Annotated in this window: 5 protein-coding genes; all 5 read right to left on the reverse strand. The window is 53.3% G+C overall.

Annotation, left to right across the window (positions count from 1 at the left end; all coding sequences use genetic code 11):
* Window positions 1-21: 21 nt before the first annotated feature.
* The 5 genes from yidC to I6E40_RS01495 all read right to left on the reverse strand — a co-directional run bounded on the left by yidC (window position 22) and on the right by I6E40_RS01495 (window position 14,660).
* Window positions 22-1,905, reverse strand: a complete 1,884-nt coding sequence (yidC, locus tag I6E40_RS01475; protein ID WP_235385077.1) for a membrane protein insertase YidC — start codon at window positions 1,903-1,905, stop codon at window positions 22-24.
* A gap of 214 nt (window positions 1,906-2,119) precedes the next feature.
* The gene (locus tag I6E40_RS01480; RefSeq protein WP_235385078.1) at window positions 2,120-3,715 is read right to left on the reverse strand and encodes a CTP synthase; all 1,596 of its coding nucleotides are present in this window, start codon (window positions 3,713-3,715) and stop codon (window positions 2,120-2,122) included.
* Window positions 3,716-5,163: 1,448 nt separating this feature from the next.
* The gene (locus tag I6E40_RS01485; protein WP_235385079.1) at window positions 5,164-5,331 is read right to left on the reverse strand and encodes a hypothetical protein; all 168 of its coding nucleotides are present in this window, start codon (window positions 5,329-5,331) and stop codon (window positions 5,164-5,166) included.
* A 112-nt stretch (window positions 5,332-5,443) separates the two neighbouring features.
* On the reverse strand, window positions 5,444-13,117 hold the full coding sequence (locus I6E40_RS01490) for a hypothetical protein (protein ID WP_235385080.1): 7,674 nt from the start codon (window positions 13,115-13,117) through the stop codon (window positions 5,444-5,446).
* Window positions 13,118-13,649: 532 nt separating this feature from the next.
* A complete protein-coding gene (locus I6E40_RS01495) occupies window positions 13,650-14,660 on the reverse strand; it encodes a class II fructose-bisphosphate aldolase (RefSeq protein ID WP_235385081.1) in 1,011 nt (336 codons plus the stop codon).
* Window positions 14,661-14,768 lie beyond the last annotated feature (108 nt).

Below are 14,768 nucleotides of genomic sequence, written 5' to 3' on the forward strand. Positions count from 1 at the left end.
CCCTCAGTGTGAGGCTGGAAATCAGGAACGGTTGCGCGCCTGTTGTTGGCGTTTCATGATTTCCTCTTGTTGTTTCTGGAGTGCTTCCAGACGGGCAGCGAGTCCGCTGGGTTTCTTGTTCGGATTGTTTTTGTTGGCGATGAAGTTGGCTTCCAATTTCTCCAAGAGTTTTTTGTCATCGGTTGTCTTGCGCAGGAACCACATCGTCAGTGCGCTGAAGAGCAGGGAGATGAAGTAGTAGTAGTTCAGACCTGCGGAATACTTGTTGAACATAAAGAAGAAGAAGAGCGGCATGAGCATCATCATCCATTGCATGACCTTCATTTGCTGCGCTTGTTCTCCGGACATGGATTCTCGCTGCTGTCTCATGGTCATGAAACTGTAGAGCAGGTTCGTGGCGCAGAAGAGGAGGCAGAAGAGGCTGATGTGGTTGCCCAAGCCCCAGATGGGCGTGCTCCAGGAGATGAGACTGTCGTAGGTGGAAAGGTCATCCGCCCAGAGGAAGCCTTGCTGTCGCATTTCGATGGCGTTCGGCACGAAGTTGAACATGGCAATCCAGATGGGCATCTGAATCAGCATCGGGAGACAGCCGCCCATGGGGCTCACGCCATACTGTGAGTAGAGCGACATGATTTCCTGCTGTTTCTTCATGGCGTCTTCCTTTTTGGGATATTTCGCCGAAATCTCATCCACTTTCGGTTTGAGCACTCTCATCTTTGCGCTGCTCATGAAACTCTTGCGTGTCGGCACATAGACGATGACGCGGAGGAGAATCGTGATGAGCAGCAGCACGATGCCCATGGGGAGTCCCATGCGGGTGAAGAAGTCAAAGACGTAGAGCGTGAAGTAGCGGTTAATCCATCTGACGATGGGCCAGCCGAGATAGACAAGTTCTTGCAGGTCGTAGTCCTGTCCCGTGATGCTGTGGTCGTCCATGGACTGAAGCAACCGGTAGTTGTTCGGACCGAAATAGTATTGGAAACGAGTGGGTTGTTTGCCCTCCGCATCGAAGTCCGCTTTCATGTGGGCGGAATAGTTCTTCAAGTGGTCTCCGTTTTCGGGGAGTTGTTCGCTGCGGAGATTCACTTCCTTCAAGGGTTTCTCTGCGATGAGGATGGAACTGAAATATTGGTTTTTGAAGGCAATCCAGTTCACGGCGTCTTCAGCGGTGACCTCCTCTGTCTCGGCTTCCGACATTTTTTCAGTTTCGCCGTTTTGGAGACGGTAGGTCAGTGTGGAGTACATGTTCTCGAAATAGAATCCCTTCTCATGGCGCGCCACCTTGTCGTTCCATTTCATTTGGAGACTGCGGGTGGAGGAGGGGAGGATTCGGCGCAGGTTGGCGGAGCTGACGGTGAAGTCGAGGAGATAGTTGTCAGCCAGGAGTTTATAGTTGAGCGTGATGGTTTCGCCTCCGGCTCCCTGCAAGGTCAGCGTGGCGGTGGAGTCAGTCACAGCCGTGGGTGTGAAGACATAGTCGTTGAACGCCATGACGCCCTCTTTCGTGTCGAGGAGGATGTTGGAAGAAGCGTCTTTTTCGTTGTAGAGGCAGAGTGAAACGTTGCGTTCGGCTTCAAAGTCGGCGTAACTTTTGTATTCGTTGAGTTTCACTTCTTTCAGCGTGCCGCCTCGGGTGTTGAGGGTGACGGTGATTTTCTCGTTTTTCAGCACGATGTCTTTTGCTTTGCCCTGTTTGGCTTCGCGGAAGACATCAAGACTGTCGTTGGTGGCGGCAGGTGCTGCTGCCACGGCGGATGGTTGGGTCTTGGGGGCTTGGGTTTGCACGATGGTCGTGTCGTTCTGAACCATTTGTTGGTATTCGGCTTGCTGGGCACTGTTGTACCAACTGAAGCCGATGAGCACGAGCACGATGAGCACGAGTCCTGTGACGGTGTTTTTGTCCATTGGGTTGAAATGTTGTGTGTTTGAGAGGTCTGTGGTGGACGGAAGTTTTGCGCCGAGGAAAAAAATCCGGAAAAATTTCAGCGGCAAAAGGATGGTAAAGACATCTGCCGTGAAGGCATCTTTTTCGCTGACTTTCTGACAAACCGCAGGGGCTGTGTCTCACAACAAGTTGCGACGACACACGCCCCATGAACGTTGTTTTAATCGGTTGCTTTTATTTTTGGCATGCCTTCACGAAACTCAGGAAGAGAGCGTGTGGCTTGAGCACGGTGCTGGAATATTCCGGGTGGAACTGCGTACCGATATACCATTTGTGGTTCGGTATTTCCACGATTTCGACGAGGTCGGTTTCGGGGTTTGTTCCGACGCACTTCATGCCGGCGTTTTCGTAGGCAGCGCGGAAGTCGCTGTTGAACTCATAGCGATGACGATGACGTTCGCGGATGACTTCGGACTGATAGATTTCAGCCACCTTGCTGCCCGGTTTCAGTTCGCATTCGTAGCCTCCGAGGCGCATGGTGCCGCCCATGTTTGTGATGTTCTTTTGGTCTTCCATCAAGTCGATGACGTTGAACGGCGTGGTCGGATTCAGTTCCACGGAGTTGGCGTCGTTGAGACCGAGCACGTTTCTGCCGAACTCAACCACCATCATTTGCATGCCGAGACAAATGCCGAAGGTCGGGACGTTCTGTTCGCGACCATAGCGGGCAGCAATAATCTTTCCTTCTGTGCCGCGCTGTCCGAAGCCCGGACAGATGACGAGACCGTCATATACCTTCAGCGTCTCCGCCACGTTTTCCGGCGTGAGTTTTTCGCTGTTGACGAAGTGGCTCTTGACCTTCAGGTCGTTGTAGGTGCCGGCTTGGGAGAGTGCTTCCAAAATGCTCTTATAGGCATCTTGAAGGTCATATTTTCCGACCAAACCGATGTTCACTTCTTTCGTGGCTTTGTGGCGACGGTCGAGGAAGGAGCGCCAGGGACCGAGTCCCGGAGTTTCTCCGACGGGCATGTCGAGTTTGCGGAGAATCGTGGCGTCGAGTCCTTGCTCTTGCATTCGCAGGGGCACTTCATAGATGGTCGGCATGTCCAGGCTCTGCACAACGGCATCGGGGGAGACGTTGCAGAAGTTGGCAATCTTTCTGCGAAGTCCGGCATTCAAATCGTGTTCGGCGCGAAGCACCAAGATGTCCGGCTGAATACCAATGCTTTGGAGTTCTTTCACCGAGTGTTGCGTCGGCTTCGTCTTCAGTTCTCCGGCGGCGGCGAGGTAGGGGACGTAGGTCAGATGCACGCAGACCGCCTTCTTTCCCAGTTCCCATTTCAGTTGTCGGATGGCTTCCAAAAACGGCTGGCTTTCAATGTCGCCGACGGTGCCGCCGATTTCTGTGATGACGAAATCATATTTGTTCTTCTTGCCCAAATAGAGCATGTCGCGTTTGATTTCATCGGTGATGTGCGGGATGACCTGAATGGTTTTTCCGAGATAGTCCCCTCTGCGCTCTTTGTCGATGACGCTTTGGTAGATACGCCCCGTGGTGAAGTTGTTGTACTTCGTCGTTTTGATTCCCGTGAAGCGTTCGTAGTGTCCGAGGTCGAGGTCAGTTTCCTGTCCGTCGTCGGTGACGTAGCATTCCCCGTGTTCGTAGGGGTTGAGTGTTCCCGGGTCGATGTTGATGTAGGGGTCAAACTTTTGGATGGTGATTTCGTAGCCTCTGGCTTGCAAAAGTTTACCGATGGAGGCTGCGATGATGCCTTTTCCCAAGGAAGAAGCCACGCCTCCGGTCACGAAGATGAATTTCGTTTCAGTCACGATGATGAAAGATTTGGGGGTTACTCGGAAAGCGGGAGATGGAAACTGACGGGACAAGTAAAACTGCGCGCCAAAGTGTCCGTGCGAACCGCCTTCGCATTTTCGACTGCAAATTTAGATAAAATCCGCGAGGTTTTGCACATGTGCATTAAATATCCTTTCGTTTCTCACCTCGCGGCGTTGCTCTTGCCTCGGTCGGAGACTGGGAAGACAAGGAGGCATCATGGAGCGACTGCACCACAAAGATTTCGTTCATGTAGGTTTTTGCGCGCGCTTCGCTTGTACATTCTTATACGTAAATAAAGGGGGAAACAAAAAAACTCTGCAAACTATACACAAACCCTACATTTTGCTCTTTATTTTGCTGATTATCCGCGCGTTGCGAAATGTATAGTTTGCGGCGCAAACTATACACAAACTATACACAAACTATACACGGCAACCCTACATTGAGAGACAAAGAGTCAAAGAGTCAAAGAGTCAAAGAGTCAAAGAGACAAAGGACGAAAGGACCGCCTTTTTGAGACATTAATGTTCATGAATTATTCACGAATTGACCATGAATTGATTTTTTGAACACGAATTGTTCAGAAATTAATGAGACAATTAATGGGCATTAATGGAGAAACATTTCTAGGAGCGCACCTAGGAAAAACTAGGAGCGCACCTAAGAAAAACTAGGAGCGCACCTAGGAAAAACTAGGAGCGCACCTAAGAAAAACTAGGAGCGCACCCAGTTAAAATTTCCCTTCCTCAAATTTTTCTTTCCCTTCCTCAAATTTTTCTTTCCCTTCCTCAAATTTTTCTTTCCCTTCCCCAAATTTTTCTTTCCCTTCCCCTAATTTTTCCTAGCCTTCCCCTAGTTTTTCCTAGCCTTCCCCTAGTTTTTCCTAGCCTTCCCCTAGTTTTTCTTAGCCTTCCCCTAATTTCACTTAGGTGCGCTCCTAAGTAAGACTGCGCGCCGCCATCTTCGCGGGCGTACAGCCCTCCAGGCTGACACTGAGGGGGTTGCCGCTGTCCGGGGGCGATGCCCCGGCATTCACAGTACAGCCCTCCAGGCTGGATAGTCTTGCTTGCCAACGGGCTGTCCGCGCAGGGTTGCCGTGCAGGGTTCTGTATATAGTTGTCGTGTAGGCTTTTGTGTATAGTTCTGTGTATAGTTCGTGTATAGTTTATGCCCTAACTATACACACTACACGCGTTTGATTTTCAGCGCAATGTATAGTTCTGTGTATAGTTTGTATAGTTTTTGTATAGTTTTACGTGTATAGTTGTATATAGTATGTAGTGTATAGTTTTGCGTGTGTAGTGTATAGTTTTTTGTATTGAAAAACGGAGGTGCAACGTGTGTCGCACCTCCGTTTTATCTTGCTTCGTTCTTCCGAACGTTTTATCTGTTCTTCCGAACGTCATCTTCGTTCTTCCGAACGTTTTGCGTGTTCGGGTTTTCAGTCGGGGACTTTCGAGCCTCCACCGAACCCGATTTCTTCGTAGTCTTCGGGCAGCTCCTCGGGCGTCCAGCCGCCGCCAATTCCGCTGCCGCCCGAGGCGGCGAGGATGCTGACGGGACTCAAAGCGAACTGCTCGGTCTGAGGTTGAATATATCTTTTTTTCATAATCTGGTTTGACTTTTTGTCTCTTTGACTCTTAGTCTTTTTGACTCTTAGTCTTTTTGACTCTTAGTCTCTTTGACTCTTAGTCTCTTTGACTCTTAGTCTCTTTGACTTCTTATTTAACGAGTTTCTTTCCGTCCTTGATGAAGATGCCGCTGCGGGGTTCTTCGGCGAGGCGGCGACCCTGGAGGTCGTAGATGCCTTGGCGCGGAGCGGAGGTGACGATGCGGATGTCTTCGATGCCCGTGACTTCGCCTTCGCCAATCACGCTGACGCTGATTTTCCACGGAGCGATGTTGGGTCTTTCTTCTTTAATGATGTCGTCGAGTGCCGTCACGGTGAGGAACCAGCGCTGGGGTTTGAGCGCACCTTCGGGGTGATAGAGGGTACCGCCCGTCATGGTGTAGTCGTTGTCAGCGTTGAAGTCGCTCTTCTCGGAGTAGATGCCGGTGAAAGTGTAGAGGCGTGTGATGCTGGAGCATTTGATGGATTTGCTTTCGGGGTCCTGGAGTGCGACTTCGGTGAGCGTGATGCTCTTTTCGCCGACTTCGAGGGCTCGGATGAGGTAGGGCGTGTTGGGAAGGAGTGTTCCCGTGGTCACCTTTCTCACTTCGAGCACTAGCTTCGAGCTTCCGTCGGCTTCCTCATATTCGTGGAAGTTGTTGATGCACGCCACTTCCAGACCCTGCGGCTTCCAGTCTGCGCTCGACATGGAGAAGGGCACGTAGAGCGGTTGCCAGTTGGTGTGGGTGAAATTGCGGACGTAGGTGAACGTTTTCACATCCTGCGGGGTGGTGTATTCCTCGCCGTCTGTCAGTGTCAGCGTTTCCTTAGTGCTCCAGCTGGCAGTAATGCGGAGGGAGTAGTCTTCATCGATGGCTTGTCCGTCGTATGCACGCACACCGATATAGTAAACCGTGCCTTTTGTGACGGTATAGGTGAATTCAAAGTCTTTGAAAGAACTGCCATCGTGGGTCAGTAAGGTCATGCCGTCACTGCTCCACAGCGAACCGTAGGTGTCGGATGAGCCCCAAGCGCTCACTCCGATGGTGCCGTCGCCGGATGCCACGAAGCGATAGACGTTGTATCCTTCGATTTTAGTATATGTGTCCGGTTCTTTCACGGCACCGATTCGGATGTCGTGCCAGCCGGTGACGATGGTCGGGATGGCTCCTCCGCAGATGGTGCAGACGCCGTTTTCATAGTCAAAGACGTGACCGTTGCCGGGAATCACGGGATCTTTGATTTCCGTGGTCAAGGCTGCATCGGAGAAATAGCGGTGGCAGAGTTCACATTCCCAATGCTCCACATTGCCTTCGGTGCAGGTGGCAGGCTTGGCAGGGTGGTGGATGCCGATGCCGTGGCTGAGGGTGACGCTTCCTTCAGTTTCGGGTTGCGTGTTGGTGAAACCTCCGCCACGAACTCCGCCCTGGCAGTCGATGATGATGGCGCCCTCGGCATAGACCGTGTGGACGGAGCCGAGTTGCGGATAGGTGTCCGTGCCCACTTGCTGTCCCCAGGTTCCCTCGGGTGCGGCGGTTTGGAGGAGATAGGTCACCATGCCGCTTTGGAAATGTGTGGTGTCGTAGCCCACGGCTTCTCCGGTGACGTTGCCGTTTTCAGACTCGTCCACATATCCGATGGCTCGTGCTTCCAACTCTGTTGCGAGGCTTTTCAGGATGGCGTCACTGCGGAACACCATACACTCTGAGAAGACGAGCCCGCCTTGCACGACTCCAACCAACAGACCGTTGGTGCCGGTTACGACTCTTTCGGTCACATTGCCTGTTGAAATCACGTTCGAGAGGTTGGTGGCTTCACCGTAAATTGCTCCGACAATGCCACCCACATGGTAACTGGCTTCCACATTTCCATGGTTGGCGCAGTTGGAGATGTGGCCTCCCTTTTGAGTGCCCGTAATGCCGCCTACACAGTAGCCGGTGCTTTTTACCGTTGCGTAGTTCGTGCAGTTTTCAATAATACCGTCTGAACTGGCACAGATGCTGCCCACGTACTCTTTGCCGGTTATTGTTCCATCTGCCACCGTCACGTTTTTCACGGTGCCGTATAGATTTCGGACAAGTCCCGTGAACATGTCACCCGTGATGTTGACGCCGGTGAACGTGATGTTCTTGATGCAACAATTTCCGGTCTGGTCAAACATGCCTGAATTCTGATAGGTGCTGTTGACGTAGAGGTTTGAAATGGTGTGTCCGTCGCCGTCGAAGGTGCCCTCCCAATTCACGGAGCCCAGTGAAGGCGAGATGGAAATCCAGTTGCCGACGGTTTTGGAGCAGACGCTGCTCATGTCGATGTCGTCGATGAGTTTGGCACAGGCAGTCTTATGTTTTTGGGTAGTCTCGCCGTTGGCGGGCGTGTAGGTTCCGTTCACCCAGTCTCGGAACCATGCCAGTTGCGCGGCATTGGCAAGCAAGAAAGGAGTCTCTGACGAGCCGTCGCCGTCAATGCTCATGAAATTGATGGTGAGAGCGCAGTCGCCGCTGATGGCTTCGCCGCTGCTTTTTCTCACACCGAGGTAGTAAACCGTGCCGTTTGTGACGGGATATTTGAATTTGAAGTCTTTCTTGTTGCTGCTGCTGTTGTCGTCCTCAGTCAGTTTGGTCGTTCCGTCGCCGCTCCAAAGAGCTCCGTAGGTGTCGTCAGAGCCCGTGGCTTCCACCGTGATTTCACCGTTGGAAGGTGCTTCGAAGCGATAGAGGTTGTAGCCATTGGTGGCAGTGTTGTCGTTGAACACGGCAGCAATCTGAATGGTGTGGGTGCCAGCCTCCAGAACCGGAATGGTCTCTCCGCAGACGGTGCAGGAACCGTTGATGAAGTCGTAGGTGTGACCGACGGCGTGCAGCACGGGGTCAGCAATCTCCGCACTCAGGTCAGTGTCGGTGTAGAAGCGGTGGCAGTAACTGCATTCCCAGTATTCCACATTGCCATCGGTGGTGCAGGTCTTCTCCACGGCGTCGTGGTGGATGAGAGTGGCAACGGTGACGGTGCCCTCCGTTTCGGGTTGCGTGTTGGTGAGCGTTCCGCCAATCATCTCGCCTGTACATTCGATGGTGATGTCGCCCTGGGCATAGACGAGGTGGGCAGAGCCGAGTTGCGGATAGGGGTCCGTGCCCAGTTGCTGTCCCCAAGTGGCTTCGGGTACTGCGGTCTGGAGCAGACAGGTCACCATGCCGCTTTGGAGTTGGGCAGTGGTGAATCCTTGGGGTCTGCCGCTGAGATTGCCGCCATTGGCTGTGTCAATCAGACCAATGGCTCGGGCTGTCTGTGCCGTTTCGCCAATGGAGAGGGTGGCGTCGCTGCGGAACACGGCATGGTCTGACAAAGTGAGTTCGGCTTGCACGTTGCCTACCAGCAGACCGGCGGTTTCGTCATTGTTCTTCTTGGTCACATTGCCGGTCGAAATGACGTTAGAGATGCTTACGGCACCCGTAACCAATCCGACAATGCCGCCCACGTTTCCTGCGTCGGCGACTCCTCCCTCAACTGTTCCATGGTTGGCACAGTGGGAGATGCTGCCGCCGTTTTGTTGTCCGACAATGCCGCCCGCACCTAATCGATAGCTTTCCACTGCAGCGAAGTTGGAGCAGAATTCAACAATGCCAGAAGAGTTACCGCAGATGCCGCCTCCATGGTTTCTTACAGCAAGGAGTTTCGCGCGGTTGGTGCAATGGGACACTTTTCCGCCGTTGCTCAGACTGCCGCAGATGCCGCCCACGTCATTCATGCCTGAAATCGATCCATCAGCCACAGTCACGTTGGTCGCAGAACCGGATAGTGTTCCAATAATACCCGCGTGGTCGAATCTTCCCGTGATGCTTGTGGCTGTGAACGTGATGTTTTTGATTTGGCAATTTCCGGTCTGTCCGAACATGCCGAAGTGGTCGGCAGAAGAATTGACATAGAGGTTTGAGATGGTGTGGCCGTCGCCGTCAAAGGTTCCGGACCAGAGAACGTTCAAATCGGCGCGCGAGATGGGTTGCCAACTGCCGTTGGTCTCGTTGCAGACGAAATTCATGTCGATGTCGGCGGTGAGTTTGGCGCAGGCATCCTCGTGTTTTGTGGCAGTCTCGCCGTCAGCGGGTGTGTAGGTTCCGTTCACCCAGTCGCGGAACCAGGCAAGTTGTCCGGAATAGGAGATTAGATAGGGGTTCTCGGGTGTGCCGTCGCCTGCAGGTTTGACATCTTCTTCATACCAGTTTGCGCTGAAGACAACAGGTTGCCTTTGGATGATTTTTCCAAAATAGTCACGCATGCCAAAGAAGTAAACCGTGCCTTTGGTGACGGTGTAGGTGATTTTAAAGTTCTTTTCCTCTCCGCCGTCGTCATTATTGACCAGCAGGGTTGTTCCGTCGCCGCTCCAGAGCGTGGCGTAGGTGTCGTTGGTCCAGCCGTGGCTCTCCACCGTGATTTCACCGTTGGCGGGAGCCACGATGCGGAAGAGGGTGTAGCTGTTGATGTCAGAGAGTTCGCGGGACGTGGCATCCAGCAGATAATTCTTTTCACCGACCTCCAGTGTCGGGAAGACCTGTCTGCAGATTGTGCAGTGGTCGAGGTCATAGTGATAGGCGTGACCGGTGGAGTAGAGCACGGGGTCTGCAATCTCGTTGGTCATGGCTGCGTCGGTGAAGTAGCGTCGGCAAAGCCCACATTTCCAGTATTCCACATTGCCATCGACGACGCAGGTTTTCTCTTGGGCAGGGTAGTGGATGCTGTAGCCGTGGCCGAGGGTGACGGTGCCTTCCTCGTTGGGACGCGTGTTGGTGAAACTGCCGCCAGTCATTCCGTTCTGGCAGTCGATGATGATTTCGCCCTCGGCATAGACCTTCTGGTCAGAACCGAGTTGCGGATAGTCGTCCGTTCCTAGTTGCTGTCCCCAAGTTCCCTCAGGCACTGCGGTTTGCAGTAGGTAGGTCGCCATGCCGCTTTGAAGTTGGGTGGTGGTGTAGCCCGTGGTTTTTCCGATGACTGTGCCGCCGTTGGCGGAGTCAATGCGTCCGATGCCTTGGTCAGTCAGTGTCGTTCCTCCGCTGGTCAGAGTGGCGTCGCTGCGGAACATGGCATGGTCCGGCAAAGTGAGTGCGGCGCGCACGTCTCCCACCACAAAACCGGCGAATCCACTGTTGCCCGTTTCGGTCACATTGCCCGTTGAAATCACATCAGAGATGCTTCCGGCAGCAGAAACAGAGCCGACAATGCCGCCCACACATGCTGCAGCAGTCACATTCCCACGGTTGTCGCAGCGGGAGATGCAGCCTCCTTCTTGAGCACCGACGATGCCGCCCGCATGGTTGCTCGTGGCAATCACTTGTGCGTGGTTGATGCAAAGGGTGACAGTTCCGGTGCTTCCCAAACCGCCGCAGATGCTGCCCACGTGGTTCTTGCCGGTTATCGTGCCATCTGCCACGGTCACGTTTGTTGCAGAACCGTTGAGAAAGGCAACAATGCCCGTATATGCTTCTCCTCCATAGATTCTCACACCGCTGAACGTGATGTTCTTGATGGTGCAATTTCCTGTCTTTCCAAACATGCCGAAATGGGTGGCAGTGGTATTGACATAGAGGTTCGAGATGGTGTGGCCGTCGCCGTCAAAGGTGCCGGACCAGTTCACGTTTTTCGATTGAGAAGAGATGGGAATCCAACTGCCGACGCTGCCGGAGCAGACGGGAGCCATGTCGATGTCGGCGGTGAGTTTGGCACAGGCATCGGCATGGCTTGTGGCAGTCTCGTCCTCATCGGGCGTGTAGGTTCCGTTCACCCAGTTTCGGAACCACGCAAGTTGCGCGGCATTGGTGATTTGGTAGGGATTGGCAGATGTGCCGTCGCCCTGAGGTTTTGCGCCGTCATCATACGCGGTGACAGTGATGGTGAGGGCGTAGTCGCCGCTGATGGCGTAGCCACTGTATTGACGCACACCGATGTAGTAAACCGTTCCTTTCGTGACGGCAATGGTGAATTTGAAGTTGTTTCCATCTCCGCTGCTGTTGTCAGAGGCAAGTTGGGTTGTTCCGTCGCCGCTCCACAGCGAACCGTAGGTGTTGTCTGACCCGACGGTCTGCACCGTGATTTCGCCGTCAACGGGTGCCACAAAGCGGAAGAGGTTATAGCCGTTGATGACTGTGTTTTGTTTGGTCACGGCTGCAATCTGAATGGTGTTCGTGCCTTTCTTCACGGTCGGGATGGTCTCTTCGCAGGTGGTGCAACTGCCGGACGCATAGTCATAATTGTGACCGGTGGCGTGAAGCACGGGGTCTGCAATGTCGGTGGTCAAGGCTTCATCCGTGAAGAAGAGGTGGCAAAGGTCGCATTCCCAGTATTCCACATTTCCATCTGTGGTGCAGGTTCCCGCCACGGCGTCGTGGTGGATGCCGATGCCGTGGCTGAGGGTGACGGTGCCTTCCTCGTTGGGACGCGTGTTGGTGAAACTGCCGCCAGTCATTCCGTTCTGGCAGTCGATGATGATTTCGCCCTCGGCATAGACCTTCTGGTCAGAACCGAGTTGCGGATAGTCGTCCGTTCCTAGTTGCTGTCCCCAAGTTCCCTCAGGCACTGCGGTTTGCAGTAGGTAGGTCGCCATGCCGCTTTGAAGTTGGGTGGTGGTGTAGCCCGTGGTTTTTCCGATGACTGTGCCGCCGTTGGCGGAGTCAATGCGTCCGATGCCTTGGGCAGTCAGTGTCGTTCCTCCGCTGGTCAGAGTGGCGTCGCTGCGGAACATGGCATGGTCCGGCAAAGTGAGTGCGGCGCGCACGTCTCCCACCACAAAACCGGCGAATCCACTGTTGCCCGTTTCGGTCACATTGCCCGTTGAAATCACATCAGAGATGCTTCCGGCAGCAGAAACAGAGCCGACAATGCCGCCCACACATGCTGCAGCAGTCACATTCCCACGGTTGTCGCAGCGGGAGATGCAGCCTCCTTCTTGAGCACCGACGATGCCGCCCGCATGGTTGCTCGTGGCAATCACTTGTGCGTGGTTGATGCAATGGGTGACGTTATTGTTGGAAGTTTGGTTTGAGGCAATGCCGCCCGCATAAGCGCCTTTGCTCAGCACTTTGCCGTAGTTCGTGCAGTATTCGATGTCGCCTATAGCGTCAGCACAGATGCCGCCTGCACCATACTCGGTGGCGGTCACTTGTGCGTGGTTGATGCAATGGGAAATGACACCCGGACCGCCTAACATTTTGCCACAGATGCTGCCCACGAAATACTTGCCGGAAATCGTGCCGCTTGCCACCGTCACGTTTCTCACCGTACAGTTCATTCCGATTCCCACAAGACCGGTGAAATTTTCTTGCCCCGTGATGTTGACATTGGTGAACGTGATGTTTTGGATTATCCCCGAACTTGAACATCCAAACATACCGGTGAAACGGGCAGTGGAGTTGATGTAGAGGTTCGAGATGGTGTGGCCGTCGCCGTCGAAGGTGCCACTCCATCTCACGCCATCCTGAAAGGGCGAGATGAACTGCCAACTGCCGATGCTCTCGGAGCAGACGGTGCTCATGTCGATGTCGGCGATGAGTTTGGCGCAGGCATTCTCGTGTTTTGTGGCTGTCTCGCTGTCAGCGGGTGTGTAGGTGCCGTTCACCCAGTCGCGGAACCACGCCAGTTGCGTGGCATTGGCAATCCGGTAAGGGTCGGCGCTTGAGCCGGTGCCCGCAGCGGGTTGCTCCGTGACAACACTCTGTGCCCACACCGAAGCGGGCAAGACCATGGTCGCCACAAGCAGCAATGTCGTGAGCAACCAACTCTTTCGTAATGATTGAATCATAGGGGTTTGAAGCAATATATATGGATAATAATGTTTGTTCTTATGCGACTAATTACTTATTTCTAATTAGAAGATGTGTTTCCTAGGTAGAAATTAATGTAATAATGCGTTGCAAAGTTATGATTTTACAATTATTCGCTCCGCAGATTCTTTAATTTTTTATTTCGGTATATATTCTTTGAGAACGCTTTGAGGGCGCGGTTTTTCCGCGTCAAGCGGATTCATCCATTGTTTGAGCAGTTACGTTTTGCGGACGCCGTGGCAACGTCTTTTCCTTGGGAGTTGTCATTTTTTTCTTGGGAGTTGTCATTTTTTTCTTGGGAGTCGTTAGTGTTCGCCGTAACGGTGAACACCAACGGGAATAAGGATAGGAATAACAAATCGGCGGACAGGAATGTTGCCACGCCGTCAGCGAACGAGTTTTTTCTGAAAAATGTTTGTTGAAACGGTCGGCAACAAAAAACGCCTCCCGAGGTTCGGGAGGCGTGGAGGAAAAACGAGTGGCGCACGGTGGCGCTACGTCGTGACTTGATTAGTCGAGGTTGGCGAGTTTGTTCTCAGAACCGAGGACTTCAACAATCTTGTGCTCGTAGAGCTTCTTCATGTTGTCGCGAGCGGGACCGAGATACTTGCGCGGGTCAAATTCACCGGGTTTTTCAGCGAAGGTCTGACGGATGGCAGCGGTCATAGCCAAGCGAGAGTCAGAGTCGATGTTGATTTTGCAAACTGCGCTGGCAGCAGCCTTGCGGAGTTGCTCTTCGGGAATTCCGACAGCGTTGGGGAGTTTGCCACCGAACTTGTTGATGGTGTCCACTTCGTCCTGAGGAACGGAAGAAGAACCGTGGAGCACGATGGGGAAGCCGGGGAGTTGCTTCATGATGGCGTCGAGCACGTCGAAAGCGAGGGGAGGAGGCACGAGGCGTCCGGTCTTCGGGTCACGGGTGCACTGTTCGGGAGTGAACTTGTAGGCGCCGTGGCTTGTGCCGATGGAGATGGCTAGGCTGTCGCATCCGGTGCGGGTGGCGAATTCAACCACTTCTTCGGGTTTGGTGTAGTGGCTTTCAGCGTGGCTCACTTCGTCTTCAACGCCTGCGAGTACACCGAGTTCACCTTCAACGGTTACGTCGAACTGGTGAGCATAGTCCACCACCTTCTTGGTGAGTGCGATGTTTTCTTCGAAAGGAAGTCCGGAGCCGTCAATCATGACAGAGCTGAAGCCCATGTCGATGCAGCTCTTGCAGGTTTCAAAGCTGTCACCGTGGTCAAGGTGCAACACGATTTCGGGGTGGTTGCAGCCGAGTTCTTTGGCGTATGCCACAGCACCTTCAGCCATGTAGCGGAGGAGAGTTTGGTTGGCGTAGGCACGTGCGCCTTTGGAAACTTGGAGAATCACAGGGCTTTTCTTTTCGGCAGAAGCCTGGATGATTGCCTGGAGTTGCTCCATGTTGTTGAAGTTGAAGGCGGGAATGGCATAGCCACCGTCAATGGCTCTTGCAAACATGTCGCGGGTGTTTACGAGGCCGAGGTCTTTGTAGTTAATCATAATTGTGTGATAAAATTTAGGGATTGTTCTACGGTCTGCAAAGTTACGCGTTGCAGTCCGAATCTCCAAACGAGCGGGACGGTTTTTGCGCACCACTGTTCTTGATGT

It is taken from the genome of Prevotellamassilia timonensis (genome assembly GCF_021531665.1).
Lineage (GTDB): Bacteria > Bacteroidota > Bacteroidia > Bacteroidales > Bacteroidaceae > Alloprevotella.

Bases quoted from the DNA above. Each gene is read 5' to 3' on its own strand.
- I6E40_RS01490 (WP_235385080.1), bottom strand. From the start codon at position 13,117: ATGATTCAATCATTACGAAAGAGTTGGTTGCTCACGACATTGCTGCTT.
- yidC (WP_235385077.1), bottom strand. From the start codon at position 1,905: ATGGACAAAAACACCGTCACAGGACTCGTGCTCATCGTGCTCGTGCTC.
- I6E40_RS01485 (WP_235385079.1), bottom strand. From the start codon at position 5,331: ATGAAAAAAAGATATATTCAACCTCAGACCGAGCAGTTCGCTTTGAGT.
- I6E40_RS01495 (WP_235385081.1), bottom strand. From the start codon at position 14,660: ATGATTAACTACAAAGACCTCGGCCTCGTAAACACCCGCGACATGTTT.